This window comes from Holophaga foetida DSM 6591 (assembly GCF_000242615.2).
GTDB lineage: Bacteria > Acidobacteriota > Holophagae > Holophagales > Holophagaceae > Holophaga > Holophaga foetida.
This window is the reverse complement of record NZ_KI912268.1, coordinates 2,386,439-2,412,114: the sequence shown is the minus strand read 5'-3', so window position 1 is coordinate 2,412,114 and position 25,676 is coordinate 2,386,439. Positions and strand designations below refer to the sequence as shown.

Genomic DNA, 25,676 nt, shown 5'->3' with positions numbered 1-25,676 from the left:
TGGATTGACAAATCCAATACTAGACTCATCCTGGTGCAGGAGGCCCCCATGTCCAGCGTGGCTCTCGACACTTCGCTCATCGATGCCCAGCCTTCGGACGGGGCGCTTCTTCTTTCCGCCTTCCGGAAGGTGGCCCTTGCCCTGGGGCTGACCCTGCCCGAGCAGGCCGCCGTCCTGGGGGTCTCCCGGGCCACGGTGGCGGGATGGAAGGATATGCCAGGCCAGGATTCGGACAAGCTGGACCGGATGGCGCTCTTCGTGGGGATATACGGCCTTGCCGGGGAAGCCTTCCCGGGGGAGCGGGGTGCCGAGGGGTGGCTCCGGCGCCCCAACCGGGGGCAGCCCTTCCGTGGGCGATCCCCCCTGGAGCTGATGCTCGAGGGCCGCTTCGAGAGTCTCTTCAGGATCTATGATCACCTTCAATCCCTGGCGCGGATCTGGTGATGGGGCTTCGTACCCTGACCGTGATGGGGCCCTGGGTCCGCCTTCATCGGGCGGAATCGGATGTCCTGGCTGCCCTTCTGAGCGCCGAGGAGCGGGATGCTGTGAACCGGCGCCTGGGGCGCCCAACCTCGAAGGTTCCGGCCTGGCTGCCCCCCTCCATGGGGGACCAGGGGGGGCGCTTCGCCGAGCCCCACGGCCCCGGCGCGCTCTACCTGGGGAACACCCTGGAGACCTGTGTGGCGGAGGTGATACACCACCACGGACTCCATTGCATGGCCTCGGTGGGGACACCCCCAGGGACCCGGGCCGTGCTCCGCCATCTGCTGTTTCAGGTGGCGGGGGACTTTGCAGACGCCTCTCTGGATCGCAGGGGCGGCCTGCACAACCCCGAAGATTACGCTGCCTCCTGGGGCTTCGGGCGGAAGGTGCGGCAGGCAGGCCTTCCCGGAGTCCATTACCGGAGCGTACGCAAGCGCGGGGGGCGCTGCCTGGCGGTCTTCAATGGGCAGGTCGCGCGCTTCCTGCGCCATGAACTCGGGGCCGTAATCCTGGAATGGGATGGGATGCGCTCCCGGCGAATCCTGTAATCCGTAGCCAGCTTCGGCACGAGAATTTCATTTGCCGACTTTCCGGGTCGATAATGCCCAGTAAGGGATGTGCTCTATGGATCGAGGTACGCTCATCGGACTGTTTCTGGGCCTGGCACTGCTGGGTACGGCCATCGGCATCGGGCCCAGCCCCAGGGTCTTCTTCCACTACCCCAGTCTGATTGTGGTCTTTGGTGGGGTCATCGCCTCCACCCTCATCCGTTTTCCCCTGTCCAATGTGCGTTCGGCCTTTGCCGTGGCCTCCCGGGCCTTCTTCACCCACCCCGCCACCTCCCAGGCGGTGGTGCTCCAGCTGGTGGGGCTGAGCCAGCGGGCCCGTCGGGAGGGGACCAAGAGCCTTGAGAAGCACCTCCCTTCGGACCCCTTTCTGGCTTCCGGCATCCAGATGGTGGTGGACCGGGTGGAGAAGGAGCACATCCGGGAGGTCCTCTCCGCCGAGATCCAGGCCACCATGGACCGGCACTCCCTGGGCCAGGACACCTTCCGCTTCATCGGCACCGCAGCCCCCTCCTTTGGCATGGTGGGCACCCTCATCGGCATGGTGCAGCTCTTCGTCTCCATGCAGAACCCCAGTGAACTGGGAAAGGCCATGTCCCTGAGCCTCCTTTCCACCCTCTGGGGCGCCGTCATCGCCTACCTCTTCGCCATTCCCATCTCCGGCAAGCTGGAACTGCGGTCCAAAGAGGAGGGCCAGATCCGCAGCCTCATGCTGGAGGGCATCCTGGGCATCGCCAGCGAGATGAATCCCGGCCAGCTGGAGGAGCAGCTCAACGCCTTCCTGGCCCCTCATCTGAAGGTGCGGCGGAGCGGAGGCCACATTGACTAGGGTCCGGGGCTTTGTCCGCAAGCAGGATCTCGACAGCCTGTGGCTCATCACCTTTGCGGATCTCATGGTCCAGCTCATGGCCTTCTTCGCGGTGATCTACTCCTTCAGCGCCCAGGACTCCCGCAAACTGGATGAGATCTTGCGTTCAATCCGGAGGGAGCTGGGGGTGGAGAAGGCCGCTACCCTCGGGGCCGAAGCCCAGAGTGGAATTCTGCCGGGAGGGCAGGGTCTGGATCCCAATCGGGCAGCCGACGTGGAGAAGCTCCTTTCGGATCTCAAGGCCACCGATGGGCTGGATGCGGGCACCCGCATGAGGATCGTGAGCTTCCGGGGAGCCATCCTCTTCTCCGAGGGGAGCACGACCGTGGACGCCGCCTTCATGCCCATGGTCCAGCGCATCTCCGAGCTGGTCGTCGAGTACCCGGGCTTCACCCTCATCTGCGAAGGCCATGCGGCCCCAGGGGAGAAGGGACGCAACGGAGCGGATGCTCTGGAGTTGAGCGGTATCCGGGCCCAGTCGGTGACGCGCTTCCTGGTGCAGAAGGGGGTGGTGGCCAAGGGTGTCGCCGCCGAGGCCCACGGGGACTCCCAGATCGAAGGGGATCCGGAGAGCCCCGAAGGACGGGCGCTCCAGCGGAGGGTCCGGTTCCGGTTCCAGCGGGTGGCGGAGCGCTGAGGCTCGAGGCTGGAAGATCAAAAGAGTCAACACAGAGGCCACAGAGGTTCAAAAGAGAGGGCACAGACGTGATGGTCGGGCTTTGCCCGGCCACCACGTGGGGGTCAAAGGGGGGACATCGCGAGCGCAGCGAGCAGGCGGTCCCCCCTTTCATGGCAGAGAAAAGCAAGAGATTGGCTGAGATGGGCCTGATTTATGGTTTCAGTGCCCTTTCCATCCCCTTCATCCTGGCTAAATTCTTTTTGTGCTGCTTTTGAGCCCTGCTTATGGCCCTTCGTGTGCTTCGTGGTTCCTTCAGCCCCTCGAACAGCTATCCTGGTTCAGAGGGAACATCCATGTTCGAACGCGGCTACTACCCCCCCATTGTCATCGAGGAAACCCCCCGGGGCGAGCGGAGCTATGACATCTACTCGCGCCTGCTCAAGGACAACATCATCTTCCTGGGCACCGCCATCGACGACAGCGTGGCCAACGCCATCGTGGCCCAGATGCTCTTCCTGGAGTCCGAGGACCCCGACAAGGACATCCAGATCTACATCAACAGCCCCGGCGGCAGCGTCACCGCCGGTCTGGCCATCTACGACACCATGCAGTTCGTGAAGAACGATATCGTCACCTACTGCATCGGCCAGTGCGCCTCCATGGGGGCCCACCTCCTGGCGGCCGGCACCAAGGGCAAGCGCTTCGCCCTGCCCAACGCCCGTATCATGATCCACCAGCCCTCCGGCGGTGCCCAGGGCCAGGCCACCGAGATCGAGATCACCTACAAGGAAATCCAGCGCTTGAAGGACAACCTTGCGGGCACCTTCTCCAAGCACACCGGCCAGACCCTCAAGAAGGTCATGAAGGACATGGACCGCGACTACTTCATGAGCGCCGAAGAGGCCATGGAATACGGCATCGTGGACAAGGTCCTGACGGAACGTTCATGATTTTTCATGCCCTCCTGCGGGAGCCATGAAGAATCCTCATTTTGAGATGCTGGGGCGCCCGCTTCGGGCGCTCCCCTTTTTCCGGCTGAAGACGCTGTGATCCCCTCCCACCTTGAACGGCTGCGCGCCCTTGCCCCCTTCTCCACGCCCGAGGCGCAGGAGGAGGGGCAGGGGCTCCTGGAGCGGCTGCGGCAGGCCTATCGCGATGATCGGGGCCGCTTCAATCCGGCCATGCTGGCCGAGCTGAAGGCCGCCTCCGACGCGTTGAAGATGGCAACCCTGAACGAGGGGAACGCGGGGCTCACCATGCGTCCCCCTCCTGCCCCGTCTGTGGCGGGCGATCCCCTGGCCCTCCTGAAATCAGTCTTCGGATACGACCGCTTCCGGCCAGGTCAGCGGGAGATCATCGACGCAGTCCTGGCCGGACGGGATGCCATCGGCGTACTCCCCACGGGTGCCGGCAAGAGCCTGACCTACCAGCTTCCCGCCAGGATGCTGGGGGGGGTGACCCTGGTGGTCTCGCCCCTTATCGCCCTCATGAAGGACCAGGTGGACGCCTTGGGGGAGGCCGGGCTCCGGGCCACCTTCCTCAACTCCAGCCTGGACGCGGAGGAACGGCGCCGACGCGTCACGGCCCTGCGCCGGGGCGAGTACGAGCTGGTCTACGCTGCTCCCGAAGGGCTGGAGCTGGGGGTGGGTTCCCTCATGGAGGATCTGGACCTGCGCCTCATCGCCGTGGACGAGGCTCACTGCATCAGCCACTGGGGTCACGACTTCCGGCCCGCCTACAGGAACCTCCAGAATCTCAAGGCCCGCCTCAAGGCGCCGGTGCTGGCCCTCACCGCCACTGCCACCCCGGAGGTGCGGGAGGACATCGTCCAGCAGCTCGGCATGGACAATCCCTTCCGCTTCCAGGGCTCCTTCTTCAGGCCCAATCTCCACCTTCATGCCATCAAGAAGGGTGGGGACGTGAAGGTGAAGGAATCCATGCTGCGCTTGATCCAGGCCCGGCGGGGGCAGTCCGGCATCATCTATTGCCTGGCCCGCAAGAGTGCCGAGTCCACGGCGGAGTACCTCCAGAGCCAGGGGATCAGGGCGAAGGCCTACCACGCAGGGCTGGCTCCGGAGGAACGGGAGTCGGTACAGGATGCCTTCCGCCGGGATGACCTGGATGTGGTGACCGCCACCATCGCCTTTGGCATGGGCATCGACAAGTCCAATATTCGCTACGTCATCCATCGGGATATGCCCAAGTCCATCGAGGGCTACTACCAGGAGATCGGCCGGGCGGGCCGGGATGGCGCCGAGGCCGACTGCATCCTTTTCTATTCCTGGGCCGATGTCATGAGCCTGGAACGCATGCTGGAGGGGCAGGAGCAGACCGATTCCCAGCGGCAGCAGGTCCGGGCCATGTTCCACTTCGCTGAGGAGAAGACCTGCCGTCATCGCGGACTGGCCCGCTACCTGGGGGAACAGACCCCGGATTGCGGCTCCTCCTGCGATGTCTGCGGCCATTGGGACATCCTGGCTGCGGCCCGCCGGATCAGCAGGGAGCCCTCCAGGGTGAAGGTGGGCATCCCCGCCAGGCTGGCGGAGAACCTGGATGAAGCCCTCTACCTGAAACTCAAGGAACTGCGCAAATCCCTTGCGGATCAGCGTCATGTGGCGGCCTACATGGTCTTCAGCGATGCCACTCTCCAGCATATGGCCAGGATCCGTCCCCGCACGGCGGAGGAGTTCCTGGCCATCAGCGGTGTGGGGCTCCGCAAACTGGATCTTTATGGGGAGCCCTTTCTTGAGTTGCTCCAGGGCTTTGATCCTGGGCTATCCTGAACAGAACGCTCGGTGATCCATGGACTCCTGCACTCTCCAGAACCTGCATCTGCGCTTGGCCCTCAAGGCGCAGGGGGCCGAGATGGTACGGCTACAGACGCTCACCGGGCTGGATCTGCTCTGGGATGGGGACGCCTCGGTGTGGCCCCGGCAGGCCCCCACCCTGTTCCCCATCGTGGGCAGCCTCAAGGATGACACCCACACCCTGAACGGTCGGCGCTATCACCTGTCCAGGCACGGTTTCGCCCGGGACCTGCCCTGGCGCCTGGTCAAGCTCTCCCGGGAGCGGGCCACCTTCGTCCTGAAGGACAATGCGAGCACCCAGGCCCAGTATCCCTTCCCCTTCGAGCTCCGGGTGACCTACCGCCTGCTGGATCAGGCGGTGCGGGTGATCTATGAGCTCATCAACCCAGGGAGCGCGCCCTTGCCCGCCAGTCTGGGGGCTCACCCCGCTCTTCGTTGGCCCCTGGTGCCCGGTGGCCGCCGTGAGGACTACCGAATCCGTTTCGAGCTTCCCGAGGCCGAGCCGATCCTGAGGCTTTCCGGGGGCCTTCTGGATCCCACCCCCCGGCCCACGCCGGTCCAGGAACGGACCCTGCCCCTGCGGGACGAGCTGTTCGAGGAGGATGTCCTCATCTTCACCCGCCTCCGGAGCCGCAAGCTGCGCTACGACGCTCCGGGTTCCCCCGTGGTGGAGGTGGCCTGGGACGGCTTCCCCCAATTGGGGCTCTGGACCAAGCCTGGAGCCGGCTTCATCTGCATCGAGCCATGGCAAGGCGTTTCCAGTCCCGTGGGCTTCCTGGGTGAGCTGGCCCAGAAGCCAGGCTCCATCCTGGTGCCTCCCGGCGAGATGCGTCGCTTTGCCTATCAGATCGCTGTCTGGACGGATGTCTAGCCTTCTTCCGGGCCTGGATCAGCGTGCCCTTCTCTACCTGGGAGCCCTGGCCCTTTGCCTGTGGCTGCTCAACCAGGCCCGCCGCTGGCTCTGGTTCTTCTCTCTCCTGGCCCTGCCCGGGACCTTCTGCCACGAGCTCTGCCACTGGCTGACCGGGAAGCTGCTCAATGGCCAGCCCATCGGCTTCACGGTGATCCCCCGTCGGGAGGGGAAGGGCTTGGTGCTGGGCTCGGTCCGCTGCGCCCACCTCCGCTGGTACAACGCCTTCTTCATCGGAGCTGCGCCGTTGGTGCTGCTTCCCCTGGCATTTCTTCTGCTCCGGTGGAGGCTCGCCCTGCGCCCCGCCATGGGCTGGGGCGAGGCCCTGGGGATCTACCTGCTGGCCAACCTGGTGTTCGGCGCCATCCCATCCGGACAGGATCTCCGTGTGGCGACCCGTTCGCCCATTGGGTGGCTCCTGCTGGGAGCTGCCGGGGTGTGCGTCTGGATGAGATGCACTGGGCGGATTTAACACCGACTTTGCTGCTTCCGGGTGCGAAGGCTCTAGGGGCGACGGCAGTTTCGTTTGGGCCCGTGCCATCCTGTTCCGGGAGGCATGCCATGCACGTCATCGCTGGTTTCACGGTCATCGCCCTGGGGGTGGGTCTTTCGGCTTCGCCCTATGTTGCCGAGATCGAGCGCTACTTGGCCACCACAGGGCTCACCTTCGAACTCCACGCCAATGGCACCAATATCGAGGGGGAGTGGGACGCTGTCATGGAGGCCATCAAGGGCTGCCACGAGCGGCTTCACGCCATGGGAGTGCCCCGCATCCAGACCAGCATCCAGCTCGGGACCCGCACAGACAAGGTCCAGCGCATGGCGGACAAGGTGGCCAGCGTCCAGGAGAAGCTGAAGGGCTGAGCCTTGCAGGCCTTTGAGCCGCTCCAGGACCTGCTGGTCATGCCGGTCGGTCAGTGCTGGGTTTTCCCGTCCAGTTCCACCCAGGCGAAGCCTTCGGAGCGCTTTTCGATGCGGCCCATCCCGGGAAAGGCGAGGTGGGATCCTCCCATCACGACCTTCCCCTTCGCTGCCCTTTCCCATAGGTCGAGACGCGTGGCGGCCGCTCTGGGGCTGTCCGTGTCGAAGGTGACGGTGACAGCGGGTTTGGCGAACTGGACCTTGCCGAAGTGGATGATGTCGCCGATGGCCCAGAAGGCGTTCCTGCCGTGCCCAAAGGCGTAGGACGTGTGCCCTGGGGTATGTCCGGGGGTCGGGATGGCCTTCACTCCGGTAAAGGGCGCCTCTCCGGGTGCGAAGGGGTGATAGGCTCCCTCGGCCTGATAGGTCGCGATCATGGCCTTGATGGCTTTCATCATGGGTTTCCGGCTTTCGGGCAGGCTGGCCTCCGTGGCGGGGTCCATCCAGAAGTCGTGCTCGGCCTGGGAGAGCCGGACCTGTGCCTTCGGGAAGGCCCGCTTGCCTTCGGGCGTCAGGAGTCCGCCGACGTGGTCGCCGTGGAGGTGGGTGATGAGCACGGCGCCAATGGACTCGGGGTTGACTCCAGCTTTCTGTAGCCGCTCCGCCAGATAGCCGATGCCCCAGGCCGATGTGCCACCAGCATCCACGAGAATGCGGTGTTTGCCTGTATCCACCAGGAAGGCGTTGACGGAGGTGGCCACGGGGCCTGGGCCTCCCAGCAGCTTTTCTGCTTCGGCGGTGTCCAGGCCCTTGAGCAGATCCTTTCCGAGGGGCAGCTCCCCATCCTGCAAAACCGTGATTTTGAGGTCACCCACCCGGGTTCGATAGCATCATATCAAGTCCGTTCGGCCTGTGATCACCCGATGCAGGGCCTTCAGCAGGGTATCGGCGGTGAAGGGCTTGGGCAGGAAGGCGTTGGGCTCGAAGATGGGATCACCCTGGGGGTTGGGCTTGCGGTGGATGCCACTGGCGGCGATGATCCGCACCTCCGGGTCCAGGAGGCGCAGGGTCTGGATGGTCAGAGTGCCATCCATGTCGGGCATCATCATGTCGGTGAGGACCACCTCGATCTCTGGGCCGTGGGCGGAGAACCGTTCGATCGCCTCGTTGCCATCCGCAGCGGTCATGACCCGATAACCGAAGGACTCCAGGGTCTGGCGGGTGGCTTCCCGGATGAAGTTCTCGTCATCCACCACCAGCACAAGCTCGCCACGCCCCTGGGGCAGGGGCTCTTCCCCATGTGTGGAGAGGGATCGGTCATCGGGCGACTCCGCCGCCGGGAGGAAGATATTGAAGGTGGTACCCCGTCCCACCTCGCTGTAGCAGGTGACGAAGCCACCATGGCCCCGGATGATGGCGTGGACAGTGGAAAGCCCCAGGCCGGTGCCCCGGCCCACATCTTTGGTGGTGAAGAAGGGTTCAAAGATGTGCTCCATGGTTTCAGGGCTCATGCCATAGCCGGTGTCCTCCACGGAGATGAGGACGTAGCGCCCCACTCTGGCGTCGAGGTGCAGCCGGGCATAGTTCTCGTCCAGGGTCTGGTTCTGGACCCGCAGGGCGAGGGAGCCTCCCCCCTCCATGGCATCCCGGGCGTTGACGCAGAGGTTGAGGAGCAGCTGATGGATCTGGGTGCCGTCCCCGAGGATGGGCCAGACCTCGGATGGCAGGCTGCAGGACACGGAAAGCGTCTTGGGAAAGGTCTGCTGGACGATGGAGAGGGTCTCCTTCACCGTGTGGCGGACATCGATCTGGGTGCGCTCCCCATCGGTCCCGCGGGCGAAGGTGAGGATCTGCTTCACGATGTCCTTGCCGCGCCGGGAGGCACCCTCCAGGATGGCCAGCATCCGCTGGGCCTGGGGCTCCGGCGAGAGCTGCTTGAGGGTCTCCACGGAAAGCATGATGGGGCTCAGGACGTTGTTCAGGTCGTGGGCCACCCCTCCAGCCAGGGTGCCGAGGCTCTCCAGTCGCTGGGCCCGGAGAAGCTGCTTCTCCAGGGATTTCCGTTCCGTCAGATCCCGCTCGATCTGCTCCGTGCGGGCCCGGACCATTTCTTCGAGGTGCTCCCGGTAGTGGAGCAGCTCCTCGTCCCGGTGCTGGATCTCCGCCAGCATCTCGTTGAAGTCCGCCATGAGCATGCCCAGCTCATCGATGCCCTTGGGGCGGACCCGGAGGCCGTAGTCGTGATCCCTGGAAACCGCCCTGGCGGTCTCGGCCAGTTCCACCAGCGGGGCTTCGATGGCGGTCTGGAGGCGTCGGGAGATCACGATCGCGAGGGCGAAGGAGATGCCCGCAATGCTGGCGACCACTGCTGCGGTCCAAAGGAACTGCTTGCGCAGGCCGCTCATGTCCGTCGAAAGGTAGAGCGTCCCCACCCTTCGATCCTTGAGGTGGAGGGGGTGGACCATCAGGAAATGCCTCCAGGAGAGTTCGGTGCGGTCGGGACCCAGCTCTGTCGGAATGGCCGTCTCCGGGGCACCGTTCTTCCGGTAGCCCGCCAGGAAGGTGCCCTTCTCTGTGTAGAGGTAGGCCGAGATGATATCCCGATTGGTCTGCATGGCCTCCAGGGCGGTCTCAGCCTGCTTGGAGTCCTCGAAGGTGAGGGCCGCCAGGCTGCTGGTCTCCACCATGTCCGCGATCAGGTTCATCTCCCTCACCAGGGCCCTGCGGTAGGCGTGGACCTGGTAGCTCACGAAGGCCAGCGCGGCGAAGAGCAGGGCGATTCCCGCCGAAAGCACCGTGAGGCGCATCAGCTTCTGGCGGATGGATATCTGGCGGAAGAAGAACAAGGGGGTTCCGATCTACATCTAGTTTCGGGAGGTGATCCTGGCGAGTTGAAGGAATCCTGGGTGCATCCTCAGATTGGATTCACGGACGGGGCCCAGGTTCACCTCGAAGGTCATTCTGGCCCCCTCCCGGACGATATTGACCATGACCCCCCGCTGGGACAGGCCAGGGGAGTCGGCCACCGTCAGGATGGGCCTGCCCTTGGCCAGGGCCAGGATCGCCTCGGCGCGGTCCTTCTCGGAGGCGGCGATGAAGAGAAGGTCGCAGTGGCCGATGCTGTCGGGACCCGAGACATACCGGATGGATACGGGATGGTTCTTGATGGGGTGGGAGGCGAAGTACTCCTCCAGCCCGTCCCCGAAGGGGGTGCGCCCCACGACGGTCAGATGGAAGGCTGAGTGGGCGTCTCGGCCAGGCCACTCCACGAAGCGGGTCAGTTTCTCAAGGAGGACGATCTTGGCCTGGTACTCCGGTAGGGGGGCCTGGGCATAAGCGAGCGTTCCTCCGAGGACCACCAGAGCGGCAATGCGTCCGTAGAAGCCCATGCCCACCTCAGAACCGGAAACCGGCGCTCAGTCGGAAGGTCCTGCCATCCGAGGCCATGTGGGTGATGGGGGTGTAGTCGGCAGTCACCAGATCCTGCCGCTGGGCGTCTCCGGCATCCTCCAGGGTGCCCCGGACCCACCAGCGGTCCTGTTCCCATCCCAGGGTGCCCCGGAAGACCGTTGCGCTCGGAACGCGGGCGGCCAGGGGTGGATTCTCCCTGGATCCTGTATGCCGGACCTCTCCACTTGCGCTCAGGTGCTTCCAGCGGCGGGTGAGGCGGAAGCTGCCCTGGACCCGTGCGGCGTTGGGGACGTTATCCTCCCCCTGCTTCCACCGGTAGACCCCCAGGCTCCCGTAGAGGCTCCACCCCGGCCAGTGTCCCTGGAGTTCGGTCTCGAGTGAGGTCCCATGGAGTTCCTGGGGGGCGTTCCGGCTCTGCTGGGAATCGGCTCCGACGGGTACCGATTGGATCAGATGCTCCCAGTGGGAGTCGTTGAGTGAGACCTGGCTCTGGACCCCTCCTCCCCACACGTGCACCCAGATCCCTGAGAGGGTCTGGATCCGCTCGGGCTCCAGGGAGGGGTTGGCGACGAAACTGCCATCGTCAGAGTAGTAGGCCTCGAAGATGGTGGGATTCCGGTAACCCTCCCCATAGAGAAGCTTGCAAATATCCAGGGGGGTCGGTGACCAGACCGCCGCAAAGCGGGGGGTGCTCCCGCGGAGGGTGCGGGCGGGGTAGGAAACCGGGGTTCCTTGGGTGAGGGTCCTGGCATCGCTGACGATCCAGGCGGCCTTCTGCAGGCCCAGGGTGAAGCTCAGGTTCTCTGTCGCCCTCCACTCCCCCTGGAGATAGGTGTTCTGGACACGGTGTCGAACCTTGGTCTCAATGGTGCTTCCGTTGAAGTTTGTGATGCCATCGTAGTGCTGGCGGCTCTCCTCCCATCCGAGGGTGAAGAGCAGGGCCTCGCCCACATGGATCCGGGCCTGGGCCTCTCCCCCGAGGCTCCAGTTCGGATCGGATTCCGTGTAGGAACCGGGCAGATCGTAGCGGCTGGCATCGTAGGCCAGGTCGCATCCGTATTCCGTCCGGTCTCCGAAGACGCGGAACAGGGTTTCGATGGGGCCCAGGGTCGGGGTGCAACGTCCCTCGAAGAAGGACTGGCGGTTCCTGTCCCGGTTCACCGGGGAGCCGATGGTGGACAGGAAGGGGGCACTGGCGGCCCTCTGGGTGCGCTCCATGAGGTAGCCGGCCAGGCTCCACTCGCGGCCCTGGAGGGTCAGGTAGGCGCTCTGGCGGTCCTCCTTGTCCAACTCCGCCGGGAGGGTCTGGGAAGTCAGTTCCGGGAACCGGGTCCTGGAGCCTCCGCGATGCATGCTGCTGTAGAGGAGCTTCCAGCCCACCGGGCCGAGGGTGCCGTTCAGCATGGCATCCCCACTGGCCAGGGACCCGGTATCCCCCGTCGCGGCAAGCTCCCCGCCAAGCTGCTCCGGCGGGGCTGCCTTCGTCACCACGTTCACCATGCCCAGGAAGGCGTTGTTCCCGTAAAGGCTGGAAGCGGGCCCTCGAATGATCTCGATCCGCTCCACATGGGCCAGCGGAATGCCGAAGTCCGAGCCGATCTTGCTGCTGCCCACCTCCGCAGCGCTGTTCAGGGCGTGACCATCCAGCAGGATCAGGACCCGGGTGTTCTGGTCTCCCAGGACGTAGAGGCCCCGAACCCCCAGGCCCTGGTAGCTCCGGTCTTCGTTGGTGCGGAAGCCCAGCACCCCCCCGAGGGCGTCCCCCAGGGTGCGGTAGCCCATATCCGCCAGATCATGGCCCCGGAGGACCGTCATGTCCGCCGCGGCCTCCTTCAGGCGCTGCACCCGCTTGCTGGCGGTCTGGACCGGCTGATCCAGAATCGTCTGCAGATCCTTGAGATCCGCCGCAGCTGGGTCCTGGGCGGACAACGAAGCAGCGATCGCAGCGGTGAGGAGGGGGTTCCAGCTCGGCATTTCCAGATCTCGGTCACGGGTTGGCTTTGTCGGCCCATTGTCATCTTTCGGCCGCCGAAAAACATCAGGAATTCTCGTGCGGGTATCATAAATGAATGTAATGCAATATTTGTTGAGGTGCTCCTCTGAACCAGAATGCTATGACTCTGATACGCCGATGCAAGCCCGCATTGGGGTTCTTCGCCGCTCTTTGTTCCGGGGTGGCGATGTGGGCCCAGGAGCCCCTTGGGGCCTACCCGAACCTGCCGACCGGTGTCAGTTCCATTACGGTTCTGGACAGCAAGGGGCGTTACGTGGGCCGGATCCCTCCCCAGAAGCGCTACTGGGTCTCCATCGATCGGGTTCCTGCCTTCCTTCAGCAGGCCGTGCTGGCTGTGGAGGATGCCCGGTTCTACGAGCACAGGGGTGTCGATTACCGGAGCATCGCCCGGGCCGTGGTGACGGACGTCCTCAAGGGAAAGCTGGTCCAGGGGGGCTCTACCATCACCCAACAGCTCATCAAGAACAAGTTCCTGAGCTCGGCCAGGACCCTGGATCGGAAGCTCAAGGAGGCCGACATGGCCCTGGAGTTCGAGAAACGCTACAGCAAGCGGCAGATCCTGGAGATGTATTTCAACGAGATCTATTTTGGCAACGGTGCCTATGGGATTGTCCAGGCCGCCCGCCTTTACTTCGACAAGAGTCCCGAGGAGCTGAACGAGGGCGAGTGCATCCTCCTGGCGGGTGTCCCCAAGAACCCCAGCCGCTACAACCCCTTCGGTAAACCGGCGGATGTGGTCCTGCGGCGAGAGATCGTCCTCAAGCGCATGGCGGATCTCCATCTCATCACGCCTCAGCGACGGCTGGCGCTCCAGACCCATGGCGCAGGCACGCGCCCCCTGGGGCAGGCCCCGCATTACCTGGCCCAGATCCGGAACCAGCTGATCGGGCGCCTGGGGCCTGATGCCGTCGAACGGGGGGGAATGGAGGTGATTGCCGCCCTGGACCTGGACCTGCAGAAGAAGGCTGAGGAGGTGCTCCGGGCCGGGGTCAAGCGCCTTGCCCCCAAGCTCCAGGGCGCCCTGGTCTGCATGGATCCGGCGAGCGGGGATGTACTCGCGGCGGTGGGGGACGTCGATGGGGTCCAGAACGCCATCAACCGCGCCTTCACATCCAGGCGCCAGCCTGGTTCGGCCATCAAACCCCTGATCTACGCTGCTGCCCTGGAGAAGGGCATCACCGCAGGCAGCATATGGAGCGATGCCCCTGTGGCCTACGACCGTGGGAACGGCCGGATCTGGAAACCCCTGAACTACGGCAACGAACACTTCGGAGAGCTCTCCCTCCGGCAGGCCCTGGTCCACTCCGACAACATCATCACGGTGAAGGTGCTGGAGTCCATCGGTGTCCCGGGTTTCGTGGACTTTGCCGGCAGGATGGGCCTCTCTCTGCGTTCGCAGAATGGCCTATCCCTGGCCCTGGGCACGGACGAGGTGACCCTCAAGGATCTTGTCCAGGCCTACACCCCTCTGGCCACCGGAGGGATGAGGGCCGAGGCGAGGACCATCCTCCGGATCTATGACCGCAGGCGCCAGTCCTGGACCGAGAGCCCGGCTGCTGCGACCCAGGTGCTTTCGCCTGCCGCCGCCTTCATCACCACGCAAATGCTGAAGGATGTCCTCAGCACTGGCACCGCCAAGGGGCTTCGTGCGTTCAGTAAGGCCCATGCCTGCGCCGGGAAGACTGGAACCACCGACAACTACGTGGACGCCTGGTTCGTGGGCTATACGCCGAACCTGGTGACGGGTGTCTGGGTTGGGTACGATCAGCCCACGTCCGGAGGGAAGGGGTTCACGGGGGGGGCGATCGCTGCCCCGATCTGGGAACGCTTCATGGAGAAGGCTGTGGCCGCGCGGCCTGCAGGGGATTTCTCCAGACCGGACTCCGTGGTGAGCCTGGCCATTGACCCCACGACAGGCCTCCCGGCCCGCCAGGAATGCCCGCAGAAGCAGGACGAGTTCTACATCGCTGGTACCGAACCGGTCGAGTCCTGTCCCCTGCACGGAGGGGAACCGATCCGGGCGGAGGCAGCCCCCGATAGCCTTCCCCTCACTGAGGGGGATCCGCCTTCCTGATGTCCCGGAATTCCCGGGTGAACGCCATCACCCATTCGGGTCCCATGAAGATCAGGATCATCAGGCCGAGAACAAGCGATGCTCCAGCAATAGGTCCCATGGTGCTGCCTCCATGTGATGCTGCGTAGAAGTTGAGGGGTATGAGCCCATGTGCTGCATGGCGGAAAAAGGTTCACCGATTTTCCGGAGAGGCGAAAAAATGGCTCTGCTTGACGAGGCTTGAGTTGCGGGTTCGAATGGATGATTGCTTCAACTGATCTGCGGGGTTCGATCTTGGGGATTCTTCTTGAGGCCAGAGGCTGGTTCCATCCGCTTCTCTGGGTGGGGCTGGTCCTGGCGCTGATGCTGCCCGGGTGTGGGCGCCGTCCGGAAGTCATCCGGGTGTCAGGGGCCTGGGCCCTGTACCCCCTCATGGTCAAGTGGGCCGAGGTCTACAACCAACAGCATCCTGGCACCCGGGTGGAGGTGAGTGCCGGGGGCGCCGGCAAGGGCATGACCGACTGCCTCTCCGGGCTGGTGGACATCGCCATGGTGAGCCGGGATCTCCGGCGGGAGGAACTCAACCGGGGCGCCTATCCCATGCCGGTGGTCCGGGACGCGGTGTTCGCGGTGATATCCGTCGGGAACCCATCGGCGGAGGCCATCCTTCGGACCGGGTTCGGGCGGCAGGTTCTCCAGGACCTCTTCCTGAGGGGAAAGGGACAGCCCTATACCCGTTCGGATGCCTGCGGTGCCGCTGAAACCTGGGCCGCCTTTCTCGGTGCCAGGCAGGAGGACTTGAAGGGGATCGGCGTCTATGGCGATCCAGGGATCGCCGCCGCGCTCCGGAGGGACCCCAGGGGAGTGGGATACAACAATCTCGCCTTTGCTTTCGATCTCCGTACCGGTCTTCCCCTCCAAGGGCTCGCGGTGGTCTCCCTGGATGTCGATGGCAACGGGAAGGTGGACCCTTCCGAGGACGTTTCCAGTCGCGAAAAGGCGGTGGCCGCTATTCGCGAGGGCCACTACCCCTCGCCGCCGGCCAGGGACATCCTGCTGGTCACCCGTGGTCGGGCGAATCCCGCCACCTCTGCCTTCCTGCGGTGGATCTTCACGGAAGGGCAGGCCCTGGTGGATGCCGCCGGCTTCGTCCCCGTGAGGGAGGACCAGCGACGGCAGGTCCTGGCTCTGTTGGATCGCTGATGCGAGTCGATCGACGTTGGGGTGATGCCGCGGTGACCGTCCTTGCGCGGGGCGCTCTGTTTCTGGTTTTCGGCCTTGCCCTGGTCTTGGGGCTCACGCTGCTGCTGCGGGCCTGCCCCATGCTCGGCAGCCTGGAGCGCTCCACCCTGCTAGGGAGTGCCTGGGCCCCGGCCCAGGGCAGCTTCGGACTGAGGACCTTCCTGGCTGGTTCCCTTGCTGTGACCGTCCTGGCCCTGGGGCTGAGTGTTCCCCTGTGCCTGCTCTCGGCTCTCTATCTGTCGGAACACGCCTCGCGGCGCCTGCGGGAGCGCGTTCAGCCGGTCCTGGACGTGGCGGCGGGCGTCCCCTCCGTCGTCTTCGGCCTCTTCGGGGTAATGTTCGTGGTGCCTGGGGTGGCCGCCCTCGGCCGCCTGCTCGGCGTTCCGACCACGGGCTACAGCCTGTTGGCCGGAGGACTCGTGCTGGCTTTGATGGCCGCGCCCTTCACCTTGTCCGTGGCCCTGGACGTGCTCCTGGCGGTACCGATGGGGCTGCGGGAGACTGCCCTGGCCATGGGGGCCACCCGCTGGGAGACCGCTTGGCACGTGGTGCTGCGGGAGGCCAGGGGTGGCCTTCTGGTGGCGGTGGTCATGGGCTTCGCACGCGCCTTCGGGGAGACCTTGGCGGTGATGATGGTGGTGGGGAATGTTGCCGTGCTGCCCACCTCCCTTTTCGGTCCGGCCTACCCCCTGTCGGCCCTCTTGGCCAACACCTATGGCGAGATGATGTCCATTCCCCGCATGGAGGGCGCCCTCATGAGCGCCGCCCTGCTGCTCTTCCTCGCCACCGGGGCTGTGAGCTGTGCGGCGACCCTGGTGCTTCGGCGTATGCGGAGGCTCGGATGAGCCGGACCCGCAGGTGCCGCATGGACCGCCTAGCCCGTTGGGCCATGGGAGGAGCCCTGGGCATTCTCGGCATCGCCTTTGCCGGGCTTCTCCTCTCTGTGGTGATGCGCGGACTGCCCCACCTGAGGCCCTCCATGCTGCTGGCGGACGGCCAGGGTGGGGGAATCGCCCATGCCCTGGTGGGTTCCCTCTGTCTGGGGGCAGGTGCGTCGGTTCTGGCGCTGCTCTTGGCACTCCCAGCTGCGGTGGCTCTCCAGCGGGCTTACGCCCCCCCTCGCATCGCCGAAGCCGCGGCCCTGGTCCTGGATCTGCTCTGGGGCACCCCCAGCATTGTCTACGGCGCCTTCGCCTTCCTCCTGATGGTGTGGATGGGGGTGCGCACCTCGCTCCTCGCTGGGATCCTCACCCTGGCCCTGGTGATGGTGCCCGTGATGACCCGCGCCATGACCGAGGCCTTCCGCTCGCTGCCGCCTGAGCTGTGGGAACAGGCCACGGCCCTCGGGGCAACCCGGGGGGAGATCACCCTCAAGGTTGCGCTGCGCCAGGCTCTGCCGGGGCTGGTGACGGCCTTCCTGCTGGCCTTTGGCCGTGGCATCGGCGATGCCGCCTCCATCCTCTTTACCGCAGGCTATACCGATCGTCTCCCCGGCAGCCTCATGGATCCCGTGGCTTCCCTGCCCCTTGAGGTCTTCTACCAGCTCGCCACGCCCGATCCCACGGTCCAGTCCCGCGCCCACGCCGCCGCCCTTCTTCTCCTCATCCTGGTGCTGGGGGTGACCCTCATCTCCCGCGCCCTTGCCCGGCGCGCCAGCCGACACCGCCTATGACTCACATCCACATCAAGAACCTCCATGTGGCCTATGGCTCCCACACCGTGATCGAAGGGCTTGACCTTGAGATCCCGGATGGTGGCATTGTGGCGATCCTGGGGCCCTCAGGCTGCGGGAAGACCACCCTCCTCAAGAGCCTCAACCGCCTGCTGGATCTTCATGAGGATGTGACCGTGCGCGGGAGCGTCCTCATCGATGGCGAGGACATCTATGCCCCAGGCTCCGACCTGCTCGCTTTGCGGAAGAAGGTCGGTTTCGTGGCCCAGCGTCCTTTCCCCCTGCCCATGTCGATCCATGACAACGTGGCCTTCGGGGCCAGACTCCACGAACTGCCCACGGTGGCCGACCGTGCCGCCACTTCCGGGACCGTGGAACGGCACCTCCGGCGGGCTGGGCTCTGGGAGGAGGTGAAGCACCGCCTGGATGCCCCCGCCAAGGGCCTTTCGATCGGCCAGCAGCAGCGGCTGTCCCTGGCCCGGGCCCTGGCGGTGGAGCCGGAGGTCATCCTGGCGGACGAGCCCACCAGCGCCCTGGACCCGCTTTCCGTGCGCATCGTGGAGGCCCAGTTCCGGGCCCTCAGGCAGGACTACACCGTGCTGCTCGTGACTCACATCCTGCGCCAGGCCCGGCGTCTTGCGGACTACGTGATCTTCCTCTACGACGGGCACTTGGTGGAGCACGGTCCCGCTGAGACCTTCTTCAATGCCCCCGTGGACCCGCGCACCCAGGCGTACCTCCATGGGGAGATAAGCTGAGCGTGCCATGACCCGATTCCAGATGACCTGTCTGCAGCAACTTGAAGCTGAAGCCATCCATATCCTGAGGGAAGTGGCGGCCACGGCCCGGAACCCGGTGATGCTCTACAGCGTCGGCAAGGATTCCAGCGTGATCCTTCACCTGGCGAAGAAGGCCTTCCATCCCGGGCCCGTGCCCTTCCCGCTGATGCACGTGGATACGGGGTACAAGTTTCCGGAGATGTACGCCTTCCGCGAGGAGGTGGCAAAGGATCCCCTCCTGAGGGTGATCGTGGAGGGCAACGAGCCCTGGATCGCCCAGGGATGCCATCCCGTATCCCATGGGGTCGATCGCTGCTGCAGCCTGCTCAAGACCGCCGCCCTGCTGGAGGCCTTGGAAAAGCACGGCTTCGATGTCGCCATCGGGGGGGCCCGCCGGGAGGAGGAGAAGTCTCGGGCCAAGGAACGCATCTTCTCTCTGAGGGATCGCCACGGGCAGTGGGACCCCAAGAACCAGCGGCCCGAGCTGTGGGATCTCTACAACACCGGGATCAAGGAGGGCGAGAGCCTGCGGGTGTTCCCGCTCTCCAACTGGACCGAGTTGGACGTCTGGCAGTACATCCGCCAGGAGTCGATCCCCGTGGTGCCCATCTACTTTGCCCAGGTTCGCAAGGTGGTGCGCCGGGGTAACATCCTGATCCCGGTGGGGCTGGGTGTGGTCGCCGAGGGTGAGGTGGAGGAGCTGCGCTGCCGCTTCAGGAGCCTGGGCTGCATGCCCTGCACCGGTGCGGTGGCGTCGGACGCCACCACCCTGGACGGGATCCTGGAGGAAGTGGCCGTGGCCCGGAAGTCCGAGCGGGAGAACCGGGTCATCGACCTGACGGGGGATGCCTCCATGGAGCAAAAGAAGCGGGAGGGCTACTTCTGATGGAAACCCAGGAGAAATCCATCCTCAGGGTCGTCACCTCCGGCAGCGTGGACGACGGGAAGTCCACCCTCATCGGGCGCATGCTCTACGAAACCCGCAGCATCTTCGAGGATCAGCTTGAGGCGGTGAAGCGCACCTCCGAGCGCAGGGGACAGCAGGAGGTGGACCTCGCCCTGCTGCTGGACGGCCTCTCCGCCGAGCGCGAGCAGGGAATCACCATCGACGTGGCCTACCGCTACTTCGAGACGCCCACCCGGAAGTACATCCTCGCGGACTGCCCCGGCCATGTGCAGTACACGCGCAACATGGTCACCGGCGCTTCCTCAGCCGACTGCGCCATCCTGCTCATCGACGCCCGCAACGGAATCCTCACCCAGTCCCGTCGCCACGCCTTCCTGGTGTCGCTCCTGCGGGTGCCCCGGATGGTGGTGGTGATCAACAAGATGGACCAGGTGGGCTTCAGTCGCGAGGTCTTCGAGCGTCTGGTGGCCGAGTACCGGGCCTTCGTGGAACGTCTCGACCTGCCGGATATCACCTTCATCCCTGTCTCCGCCCTCCGGGGGGACAACGTGGTGATGCGGAGTGCGGCCATGCCCTGGTACGGTGGGCCGAGCCTGCTCCAGCACCTGGAGGCCCTGCCCACGACCCATACGCGGAACCTGGTGGACTTCCGCTTTCCGGTGCAGTCCGTGCTGCGCCCCAACCAGGACTTCCGGGGCTACGCGGGCCGCATCGCCTCCGGGGCCATCCGTCCAGGGGAGCCGGTGCTGGTCCTGCCCAGCCGGGTGGAGAGCCGGATCAAGGAGGTCCTCCTGGCGGAAAAGAGCCTGGAGGAGGGCATTGCTGGACAGTCCGTCGTCCTGACTCTGGAGGACAATGTGGATGTGAGCCGGGGTGACATGCTGGTGCGTCCCCACAACCTGCCCTTGCAGACCAAGCGTTTCGAGGCGGTGCTCAGCTGGATGGGCGAGGCTCCGCTGGAAACGGGTTGCGCCTACCTGCTGCGGCACGGGACGCGGAATGTGAAGGCCGTGGTGACCCGGGTCTATCACGCCATCGACGTGGATACCCTGCGACGCACCCCGGCCGAGACCCTCGACCTCAATGGCATCGGTAAAGTGGAGGTCGAGCTCGCCTCCCCCCTGGCCTGTGATCCCTTCAAGGCCAACCGGGCCACCGGCAGCTTCATCCTGGTGGATGCCATGACCCACTGTACCGCCGCTGCAGGGCTGATCCTCGGCACCGCGGGAACCCTGGAGAGCCTTGAGCCCGCAGCCCTTCCGGAGGCCTCTCCCAACACCGTCTGGAGTCCCTGGAACATCCCGAGGGGCGCGCGGGAGCGCCAGGCCGGTCATCCTGGCCAGGTGCTCTGGTTCACCGGGCTTTCGGGCTCGGGCAAGTCCACCCTGGCCCGGGCTCTGGAGCGGCGCCTCTTCGAACGCGGGCAGCGCACCATGCTCCTGGACGGGGATCAGGTTCGCCACGGCCTCTGCCGGGACCTGGGCTTTTCGCCGGAGGACCGCAGCGAGAACATCCGGCGGGTGGGCGAGGTGGCCCGCCTTTTCTTCGAGGCTGGGCACATCGTCCTCTGCACCTTCATCTCGCCCTACGCCGAGGACAGGGACACCGTGCGGGGACTCATCCCCCAGGGCCGCTTCCATGAGGTCCACGTCGATGCCAGCGTGGAGACCTGCACCCGGCGCGATCCCAATGGACTGTACGCCAAGGCTCTCCGGGGAGAGATCCCGCAGTTCACAGGCATTTCGGCGCCCTATGAGCAGCCCGGTAGCCCGGAATTGAGGCTTGAAACCGACAATGTGACCCCTGAGGCCCTCCTGGCGCAACTGGAGGCCTATCTCCGGTGCTGCGGCCTGAAGATCTGAGCCCTGATCAGAACTGGTAGCCGTGGGTGCTTATTTCGCTGGTGAAGGCATTCTCAATGATCTTCCGTTGTTCAGGTGTGTAGACTTCCCGATAGTGCCTCCGGTCGAGTCTGTAATCTCCTTTGGCGTTGGCATTCAAGGATCCATTGAATGGAATGCCAAGATGCAGAAAGATTTCACCGAGTTCATCCATCAGATTTTCGTATCTGACGATCCGGTCCACCATAACCTCTGAAGTTTTCGGGTCGGTATACAAGGGGTGGTTCATTGGGAACTCCCCTTTGGACAGGTAGGAATCAAAGGAGAGTTCCCCCGTGGCTCGGAATCTTTCCATCCAATAGTGCGATAGGGTTTTGTCCCATGGGTTGCGCTCGATACAGAATTTGAAATAGTGGTTCCAAACCTCAAGGGGCAGTTGCTTCTTTACCGCTGATGCTGGGATGTGATTGAAAAAACCATTGTGATTGCGGGCGCGATGGGGCTCTACGTGGGGGTGTATCGGGGTGACGACATCACGCCTTCCACAGTGCTGGGATAGGAATATTTCCAGGCTGGTTCCTGCTGTTTTTAGTGTCTTTATAAAGATGAATTTATGTTTGTGGGATATGATCATAAAAATCAACCTTGTTCCGAGTATTTGTGGCTATTTTCTGATGAAATGCCTCAGTTTCCGTTCAATGATATTCAGTGAGCTAGTGGCATTTTTTATGCGATAAGCCATCCTGAACCATCTGGATCCCAGGAAGGGGGCAAGGGCCTGAGTGCCCGAGTCACCCAATGCTGCTGCCCAATTGCTCGCGTAATCCATCGCCAGCATCCTTGCCCTGGAAGCCTGTTCGATCAATTGCGGGGCTGATGGTGCAAGAGTGCCCTCCGACAGCTTCTGTGCATCTCGAGCCCGTGCGAGGCCCTCATGGTCGGGAAGGGTCCGGGCGAAGGTCTCTGTGATCTGCGCCTCGATGGCCTCATAGAACTTTGATTCGGTCTGTGAAAAATTGGATTTGGGGATGGCGCAATCCGAAAAGTCCAGGCCTGGGACCCCTGCGTCCTCGAGTTGGCGCAGGACGGCTTCCCGATAGGTGACGGATTCTGTCAACTGGTCGATGTTGATTGATACATCCGATGCCTCTTCACAGTGCAGGAATGCATAGAGCCAGCAGGCGTAAAAGGACCGGTAGCTCTCTGCTGACTTCAAAGGGGTGCTGTACGCGTCGGCGAAGCGAAGTGACAGATTGTCCCCTTTGAGGGCATGGATGCCTGCCTCATCCCGGATCTGCTGAATTACAGGGGGAAGCCCATCGGATGACAGGATCTGGCGGGTGGTCGCGTCGAAATAGGGGCCGGCCTTATAGGACCACCACTGATCGCGGGGATTGCGCCAGAGGTGGATGTGGGTGGCGTCGAACTGACGTCCCAAGGCCTGCGCTCTGCCGCCCGATCGGCAGAATTGCAGAACGGGCCGTCCTTTCGCACATTCGATCAGGCGAAGCAGGTAATTCCTCAGGTCATCCGGGAACTTGCCTGTCGGATCGAGGAAAAACTTGTTGTAGCTGAAATTTTCGCTGAAATGGCCCGCCAGGCTCTCCTTGATCTCGTGGAACTCGAAGAAGTAGGGTTTAGCAAGGGCTGGATGGCGTAATGCCGAGAGCGACTCGTTGCCATAGGCGAGCAGCCTGTCCGGGCAGTCGTTCACGCAGGTCAGAGCCTCGTGCAACGGCTCCTGGTAGCACCAGTAGCCCGCCGGGGAACGGCGAAAGGCATTGAACAGGAAGGTGCTCCCGGAGCGGAAAAGCGCATGGATGAATATGGGTCGTGGGCTCAAGGGCATTTGGAATCCTGATTGGTGTGCGGGATGTGCCCCAGGCCGGATTGAAAAACTGGGACAACTTCATGGCCTTGGCTGGAGTCATAGTAGCCTCTCCGCTGTAATCCTGTGGTTACACCCCTGCGTGATTGCTCAAGGTGGAGGGCTTTCCCGCCGTTATGAGGTGGGGGTGAGTGGATCGTGAATGGGTCAGAACGCAGAAGAGCACCACGTTTGAGTACCTCCGGTGGGCCCTATGGGGTTTCCTTCCGGCACGAGGGTCATGAGAGCAGACAGGTCCGGCTCACCAATATCAGCGGCACCGGCTGTGCCCTGGAAATACCCATGGAAGAGGCCCTGAACATTGAAATGGGATCGATCCTCAAGGACTTGTATCTCAACCATCCGGAGTTGCCTTTTGTTCCCCTTCAGGCCACGGTGGTGCGCCTCCTGGGCAAGGTGCCTGGCAAGACCAGCGGCTACATCCTGGCGGGTGTCGACTTCCTTCTCATCACCCCTCTTGTCCAGGAATTGATACAGGCCCATGTGGAGGCCCATCTCGTCAGTCAGGAGGTCTGAGGCGATGGCTTCCTCTTCCATGGATACCTTCCGCAATGTCCTGGACCACCTGGATGAATCGGATTCCAGCCATCAGCTCCTCTTCTTTCGGGTTCTCCATGCTGCCGGTGCCGAGGCCGTCGAAGAGCTCGCCGATCGCGTCAAGAAGGCCTCCGCCAGCCGGACCTTCTGCCAGCTGGTCTACGAATCCAGTTTCTACTACCCCTGGTCCGACTGGACTCCCGTCCTCTCCCGGATGCTCCGGCATGAACCGGATCTGCAGATGTTCTGGGTGGGGCTTCGTGCCCTGGGGCGCGTCGGGAATGCCCAGGCCGTAGAGGCTCTCATGGAGCTCTCCAGGGTCCGTCCGGTTCCCGAATTCCAGCAGGCGGTGGCCGAGGTGCTGGCGGAAGTGGACCCCAAACAGGCCTTCCAGCACCATTTGGCGGGTCTTCTGGAGGGGAGTTCGAACCCCCGCTTGGCCAACGAAGCCGCGAGCCACATGGAGGATCTGGTCAACGAAACCCACCTGGAATCCCTGCTGATGGCGATCCAGCACCCCGACCTGCTGGTTTTCCGCCACGCGATCCGGCTGGTGTCCAGGATCCCCTCCCCCGATGCCGCGGAGTGTCTGGCAAGTTTCCTCGCGGATTACCACCAGGAGGTGCTGGAGGACCGCGATCTCAAGGAACTGCTGCCCGCCTTCCGCAACGTCTCCCGCAGCGATGCGATCGAGGGGGCCCTGGCCCGACTGGCTCCCCGTCTTGAGCAGCGGGATCCCCAGGCGCTCCAGATGCTCCAGAGCCTCAGCGGATCGGATTCCGGGCAGATCCTGGAATCCCTGAAGGCGAAGGCGTCCGGAGTCGTCGAGGCGTTCCTGTTGAGGGTTCTCGCTGCCGCCCAGGAGAGCAACTCCGCCCCGTTGACCAGGCTGCCCGCCGAGGTCACGGAGGAAATCCATATGAGAGCCCGGCGCCTGGCCTTCGCCATGGACAATGGTGCCGAGGGGCTGGCCCAGATGGTGCGGTCAGGCTTCTATCCGGCGGAGAAGGCCATCCCCATTCTGGAAAAGGCTGTGAGGGAGAATACGGGCCGGGAGGGACTGGTTCGGGCCTTCGCCTTGGTGGTGCCTGGGGAGGCGAGCGAGCTGCTGGACCTGGTCGTCCTCCATCCGGAGGGCGCCATGCGCGCTGTCGCGGTGGAAACGCTGGGGGAGCGGAACGAGGCGTCCCTGCGCCCAGCCCTTCTCAAGGCCTGCCATGATTCCATCACCGATACCGCCCTGAAGGCCTTGGGCTACCTGGGACGGCTTCCAGGGGCGGAAGCTCTGGGGCGGCAACTGCTTCACTCCGCCACCCTGGAGGAGATCCAGCTTGGCATCAGCTTCATCGGCATGCATCGGCTGGCGAGTCTGGTGCCGGACCTGCTGGACCTGCTGCACAAGGGAGGGCGTGAGGAGCTCGCCCTGAAGGCCCTCGAAGCCCTGGGCCAGGTCGGATCGCCCGAAATCCCGCAGCCGCTCCTGGAACTGCTGCATTCGGGTCAGAGTCCTCAACTTCAGATCGCTCTGGCTTCGGCCATCCGCGACCTGAAGCTTCCGGAGGCGGCCCTGGCCCTTTGCGGGAAGGCCAGCGAGCTGAAGAATGCGGAGATCCATGTGATCGCGGCCGAAGCGCTGAGCCGCTCCCCGCAGCCCCTGGGTGCCGAGGCTGGCCGACAGTTGATGGCCCAATTGCAAGCCGCGTGGAATGAGAAGAATCCATGGTCATTGCGCTTGCGCCTGATCCTCGCCCTCCAGGGTGTGATGCTTTCTGAATCAGAGCAGTGGCCAGCCTTCTCCAATCTCGTCCAGCAGGCCCTCGCCGAAAAGCGGGCTCCCAATGCCTGGAGCGCCGAGGAACAGGCCAAGGCCATGGCTGTTGCGAAGGAGCTGGCGCGGCGCTGAAACCCTTCAGCAGAGGCTCCGATAGAGGTTCTCCACCTTCTGGCGCGCCCACGGTGTGCGGCGCAGGAACTTCAGGCTGGAAGAGATGCTGGGATCCTGGTTGAAGCAGTGAGCATTTCGTCGGTGGGGCGTGGGCGAGGCTGCCTCAGGTAGACGGAGCCCCCACCGATGAAATGCGGTGTTGAACAAGCCCGGAGCGGCGGGGGAGTTGGGCGAGGGCTATGGGGAAATCGCGCCTGCTGATCCACTTTTGGGGACGCCAGGTCCCCTGTCGCCCAGGGATTGCTGACTGCTGAGCCCGACAGTCCCGGCAGG

The 25,676-nt window shown here is 64.2% G+C and carries 24 protein-coding genes and 1 pseudogene; 18 read left to right on the top strand and 7 right to left on the bottom strand.

The genetic code is table 11. From position 1 onward, the window contains the following. Nucleotides 1-48: 48 nt before the first annotated feature. The 9 genes from HOLFODRAFT_RS0210805 to HOLFODRAFT_RS0210760 all read left to right on the top strand — a co-directional run bounded on the left by HOLFODRAFT_RS0210805 (nucleotide 49) and on the right by HOLFODRAFT_RS0210760 (nucleotide 7,117). Nucleotides 49-444 carry an antitoxin Xre/MbcA/ParS toxin-binding domain-containing protein gene (locus HOLFODRAFT_RS0210805; RefSeq protein ID WP_005033294.1) on the top strand — a complete coding sequence of 132 codons (396 nt, stop codon included), beginning with the start codon at nucleotides 49-51 and terminating at the stop codon, nucleotides 442-444. Beyond that, nucleotides 444-1,031 carry an RES family NAD+ phosphorylase gene (locus HOLFODRAFT_RS23055; protein WP_005033292.1) on the top strand — a complete coding sequence of 196 codons (588 nt, stop codon included), beginning with the start codon at nucleotides 444-446 and terminating at the stop codon, nucleotides 1,029-1,031. Before HOLFODRAFT_RS0210805 ends, HOLFODRAFT_RS23055 begins: the two co-directional genes overlap by 1 nt. A gap of 76 nt (nucleotides 1,032-1,107) precedes the next feature. Continuing rightward, on the top strand, nucleotides 1,108-1,878 hold the full coding sequence (locus tag HOLFODRAFT_RS0210795) for a motility protein A (protein WP_005033290.1): 771 nt from the start codon (nucleotides 1,108-1,110) through the stop codon (nucleotides 1,876-1,878). After that, entirely contained in the window at nucleotides 1,871-2,554 is a 684-nt protein-coding gene (locus HOLFODRAFT_RS0210790) for an OmpA/MotB family protein (protein ID WP_005033288.1), read from the top strand. The genes HOLFODRAFT_RS0210795 and HOLFODRAFT_RS0210790 overlap by 8 nt, the downstream gene beginning before the upstream one ends. A gap of 335 nt (nucleotides 2,555-2,889) precedes the next feature. Further along, nucleotides 2,890-3,486: an ATP-dependent Clp endopeptidase proteolytic subunit ClpP gene (clpP, locus tag HOLFODRAFT_RS0210780; protein ID WP_005033284.1), complete on the top strand. Its 597-nt coding sequence runs from the start codon at nucleotides 2,890-2,892 to the stop codon at nucleotides 3,484-3,486. Between the two features lie 96 nt (nucleotides 3,487-3,582). Then, nucleotides 3,583-5,319, top strand: a complete 1,737-nt coding sequence (locus tag HOLFODRAFT_RS0210775; protein WP_005033282.1) for a RecQ family ATP-dependent DNA helicase — start codon at nucleotides 3,583-3,585, stop codon at nucleotides 5,317-5,319. Between the two features lie 19 nt (nucleotides 5,320-5,338). Further along, entirely contained in the window at nucleotides 5,339-6,214 is an 876-nt protein-coding gene (locus tag HOLFODRAFT_RS0210770) for an aldose 1-epimerase family protein (RefSeq protein WP_005033279.1), read from the top strand. Next, nucleotides 6,207-6,725 carry a hypothetical protein gene (locus HOLFODRAFT_RS20635; RefSeq protein WP_005033277.1) on the top strand — a complete coding sequence of 173 codons (519 nt, stop codon included), beginning with the start codon at nucleotides 6,207-6,209 and terminating at the stop codon, nucleotides 6,723-6,725. The genes HOLFODRAFT_RS0210770 and HOLFODRAFT_RS20635 overlap by 8 nt, the downstream gene beginning before the upstream one ends. Nucleotides 6,726-6,814: 89 nt before the next feature. Beyond that, nucleotides 6,815-7,117, top strand: a complete 303-nt coding sequence (locus tag HOLFODRAFT_RS0210760) for an MTH1187 family thiamine-binding protein (RefSeq protein WP_005033275.1) — start codon at nucleotides 6,815-6,817, stop codon at nucleotides 7,115-7,117. Nucleotides 7,118-7,167: 50 nt separating this feature from the next. Here the strand turns inward: HOLFODRAFT_RS0210760 and HOLFODRAFT_RS20630 are convergent, their stop codons facing one another. From HOLFODRAFT_RS20630 to HOLFODRAFT_RS0210740, 4 genes are read right to left on the bottom strand one after another with little or no spacing between them, the layout of a single operon-like run. Continuing rightward, nucleotides 7,168-7,989: an MBL fold metallo-hydrolase gene (locus HOLFODRAFT_RS20630; protein ID WP_005033272.1), complete on the bottom strand. Its 822-nt coding sequence runs from the start codon at nucleotides 7,987-7,989 to the stop codon at nucleotides 7,168-7,170. Between the two features lie 15 nt (nucleotides 7,990-8,004). Continuing rightward, the gene (locus HOLFODRAFT_RS23050; protein ID WP_005033269.1) at nucleotides 8,005-9,960 is read right to left on the bottom strand and encodes an ATP-binding protein; all 1,956 of its coding nucleotides are present in this window, start codon (nucleotides 9,958-9,960) and stop codon (nucleotides 8,005-8,007) included. An 18-nt stretch (nucleotides 9,961-9,978) separates the two neighbouring features. Further along, a complete protein-coding gene (locus HOLFODRAFT_RS23045) occupies nucleotides 9,979-10,503 on the bottom strand; it encodes a YfiR family protein (RefSeq protein ID WP_005033267.1) in 525 nt (174 codons plus the stop codon). Nucleotides 10,504-10,510: 7 nt separating this feature from the next. Next, nucleotides 10,511-12,499, bottom strand: a complete 1,989-nt coding sequence (locus tag HOLFODRAFT_RS0210740; RefSeq protein WP_005033264.1) for a TonB-dependent receptor plug domain-containing protein — start codon at nucleotides 12,497-12,499, stop codon at nucleotides 10,511-10,513. A 206-nt stretch (nucleotides 12,500-12,705) separates the two neighbouring features. On the opposite strand from HOLFODRAFT_RS0210740, the gene HOLFODRAFT_RS20615 reads away from it, so the two are divergent. The 7 genes from HOLFODRAFT_RS20615 (at nucleotide 12,706) to cysC (ending at nucleotide 21,054) form a co-directional block, all read left to right on the top strand. Then, nucleotides 12,706-14,613, top strand: a complete 1,908-nt coding sequence (locus HOLFODRAFT_RS20615; RefSeq protein WP_005033262.1) for a transglycosylase domain-containing protein — start codon at nucleotides 12,706-12,708, stop codon at nucleotides 14,611-14,613. Between the two features lie 273 nt (nucleotides 14,614-14,886). Beyond that, entirely contained in the window at nucleotides 14,887-15,795 is a 909-nt protein-coding gene (locus HOLFODRAFT_RS0210725; protein ID WP_158412946.1) for a PstS family phosphate ABC transporter substrate-binding protein, read from the top strand. Then, nucleotides 15,795-16,679 (top strand): phosphate ABC transporter permease subunit PstC, encoded by an 885-nt coding sequence (gene pstC, locus HOLFODRAFT_RS0210720; protein WP_005033255.1) that lies wholly within the window; start codon nucleotides 15,795-15,797, stop codon nucleotides 16,677-16,679. Before HOLFODRAFT_RS0210725 ends, pstC begins: the two co-directional genes overlap by 1 nt. Then, nucleotides 16,676-17,506: a PstA family ABC transporter permease gene (locus HOLFODRAFT_RS0210715; RefSeq protein ID WP_005033253.1), complete on the top strand. Its 831-nt coding sequence runs from the start codon at nucleotides 16,676-16,678 to the stop codon at nucleotides 17,504-17,506. The genes pstC and HOLFODRAFT_RS0210715 overlap by 4 nt, the downstream gene beginning before the upstream one ends. Continuing rightward, entirely contained in the window at nucleotides 17,503-18,264 is a 762-nt protein-coding gene (locus HOLFODRAFT_RS0210710; RefSeq protein WP_005033252.1) for a phosphate ABC transporter ATP-binding protein, read from the top strand. The genes HOLFODRAFT_RS0210715 and HOLFODRAFT_RS0210710 overlap by 4 nt, the downstream gene beginning before the upstream one ends. Nucleotides 18,265-18,271: 7 nt before the next feature. Then, a complete protein-coding gene (cysD, locus tag HOLFODRAFT_RS0210705; RefSeq protein ID WP_005033248.1) occupies nucleotides 18,272-19,171 on the top strand; it encodes a sulfate adenylyltransferase subunit CysD in 900 nt (299 codons plus the stop codon). Continuing rightward, nucleotides 19,171-21,054 carry an adenylyl-sulfate kinase gene (gene cysC, locus HOLFODRAFT_RS0210700; RefSeq protein WP_005033245.1) on the top strand — a complete coding sequence of 628 codons (1,884 nt, stop codon included), beginning with the start codon at nucleotides 19,171-19,173 and terminating at the stop codon, nucleotides 21,052-21,054. Before cysD ends, cysC begins: the two co-directional genes overlap by 1 nt. 7 nt (nucleotides 21,055-21,061) lie before the next feature. On the opposite strand, the gene HOLFODRAFT_RS0210695 is transcribed toward cysC, so the two are convergent. Together HOLFODRAFT_RS0210695 and HOLFODRAFT_RS0210690 are read right to left on the bottom strand one after the other, a co-directional pair. Beyond that, nucleotides 21,062-21,667 (bottom strand): hypothetical protein, encoded by a 606-nt coding sequence (locus tag HOLFODRAFT_RS0210695; protein WP_005033243.1) that lies wholly within the window; start codon nucleotides 21,665-21,667, stop codon nucleotides 21,062-21,064. Nucleotides 21,668-21,697: 30 nt separating this feature from the next. Further along, complete coding sequence (locus HOLFODRAFT_RS0210690) at nucleotides 21,698-22,882, bottom strand: hypothetical protein (protein ID WP_005033241.1); 1,185 nt, start codon at nucleotides 22,880-22,882, stop codon at nucleotides 21,698-21,700. 177 nt (nucleotides 22,883-23,059) lie between these two features. Between HOLFODRAFT_RS0210690 and HOLFODRAFT_RS23995 the strand changes: the two genes are divergently transcribed. Both HOLFODRAFT_RS23995 and HOLFODRAFT_RS23040 read left to right on the top strand, forming a co-directional pair. Beyond that, nucleotides 23,060-23,437, top strand: coding sequence for a PilZ domain-containing protein (locus HOLFODRAFT_RS23995; protein ID WP_280113193.1), 378 nt, complete (start codon nucleotides 23,060-23,062; stop codon nucleotides 23,435-23,437). 4 nt (nucleotides 23,438-23,441) lie between these two features. Further along, complete coding sequence (locus HOLFODRAFT_RS23040; protein WP_005033237.1) at nucleotides 23,442-25,361, top strand: HEAT repeat domain-containing protein; 1,920 nt, start codon at nucleotides 23,442-23,444, stop codon at nucleotides 25,359-25,361. A 6-nt stretch (nucleotides 25,362-25,367) separates the two neighbouring features. On the opposite strand, the pseudogene HOLFODRAFT_RS25795 reads toward HOLFODRAFT_RS23040, so the two are convergent. Further along, nucleotides 25,368-25,478, bottom strand: a pseudogene (locus HOLFODRAFT_RS25795) (VF530 family DNA-binding protein); the annotation flags it as partial. Between the last annotated feature and the right edge of the window lie 198 nt (nucleotides 25,479-25,676).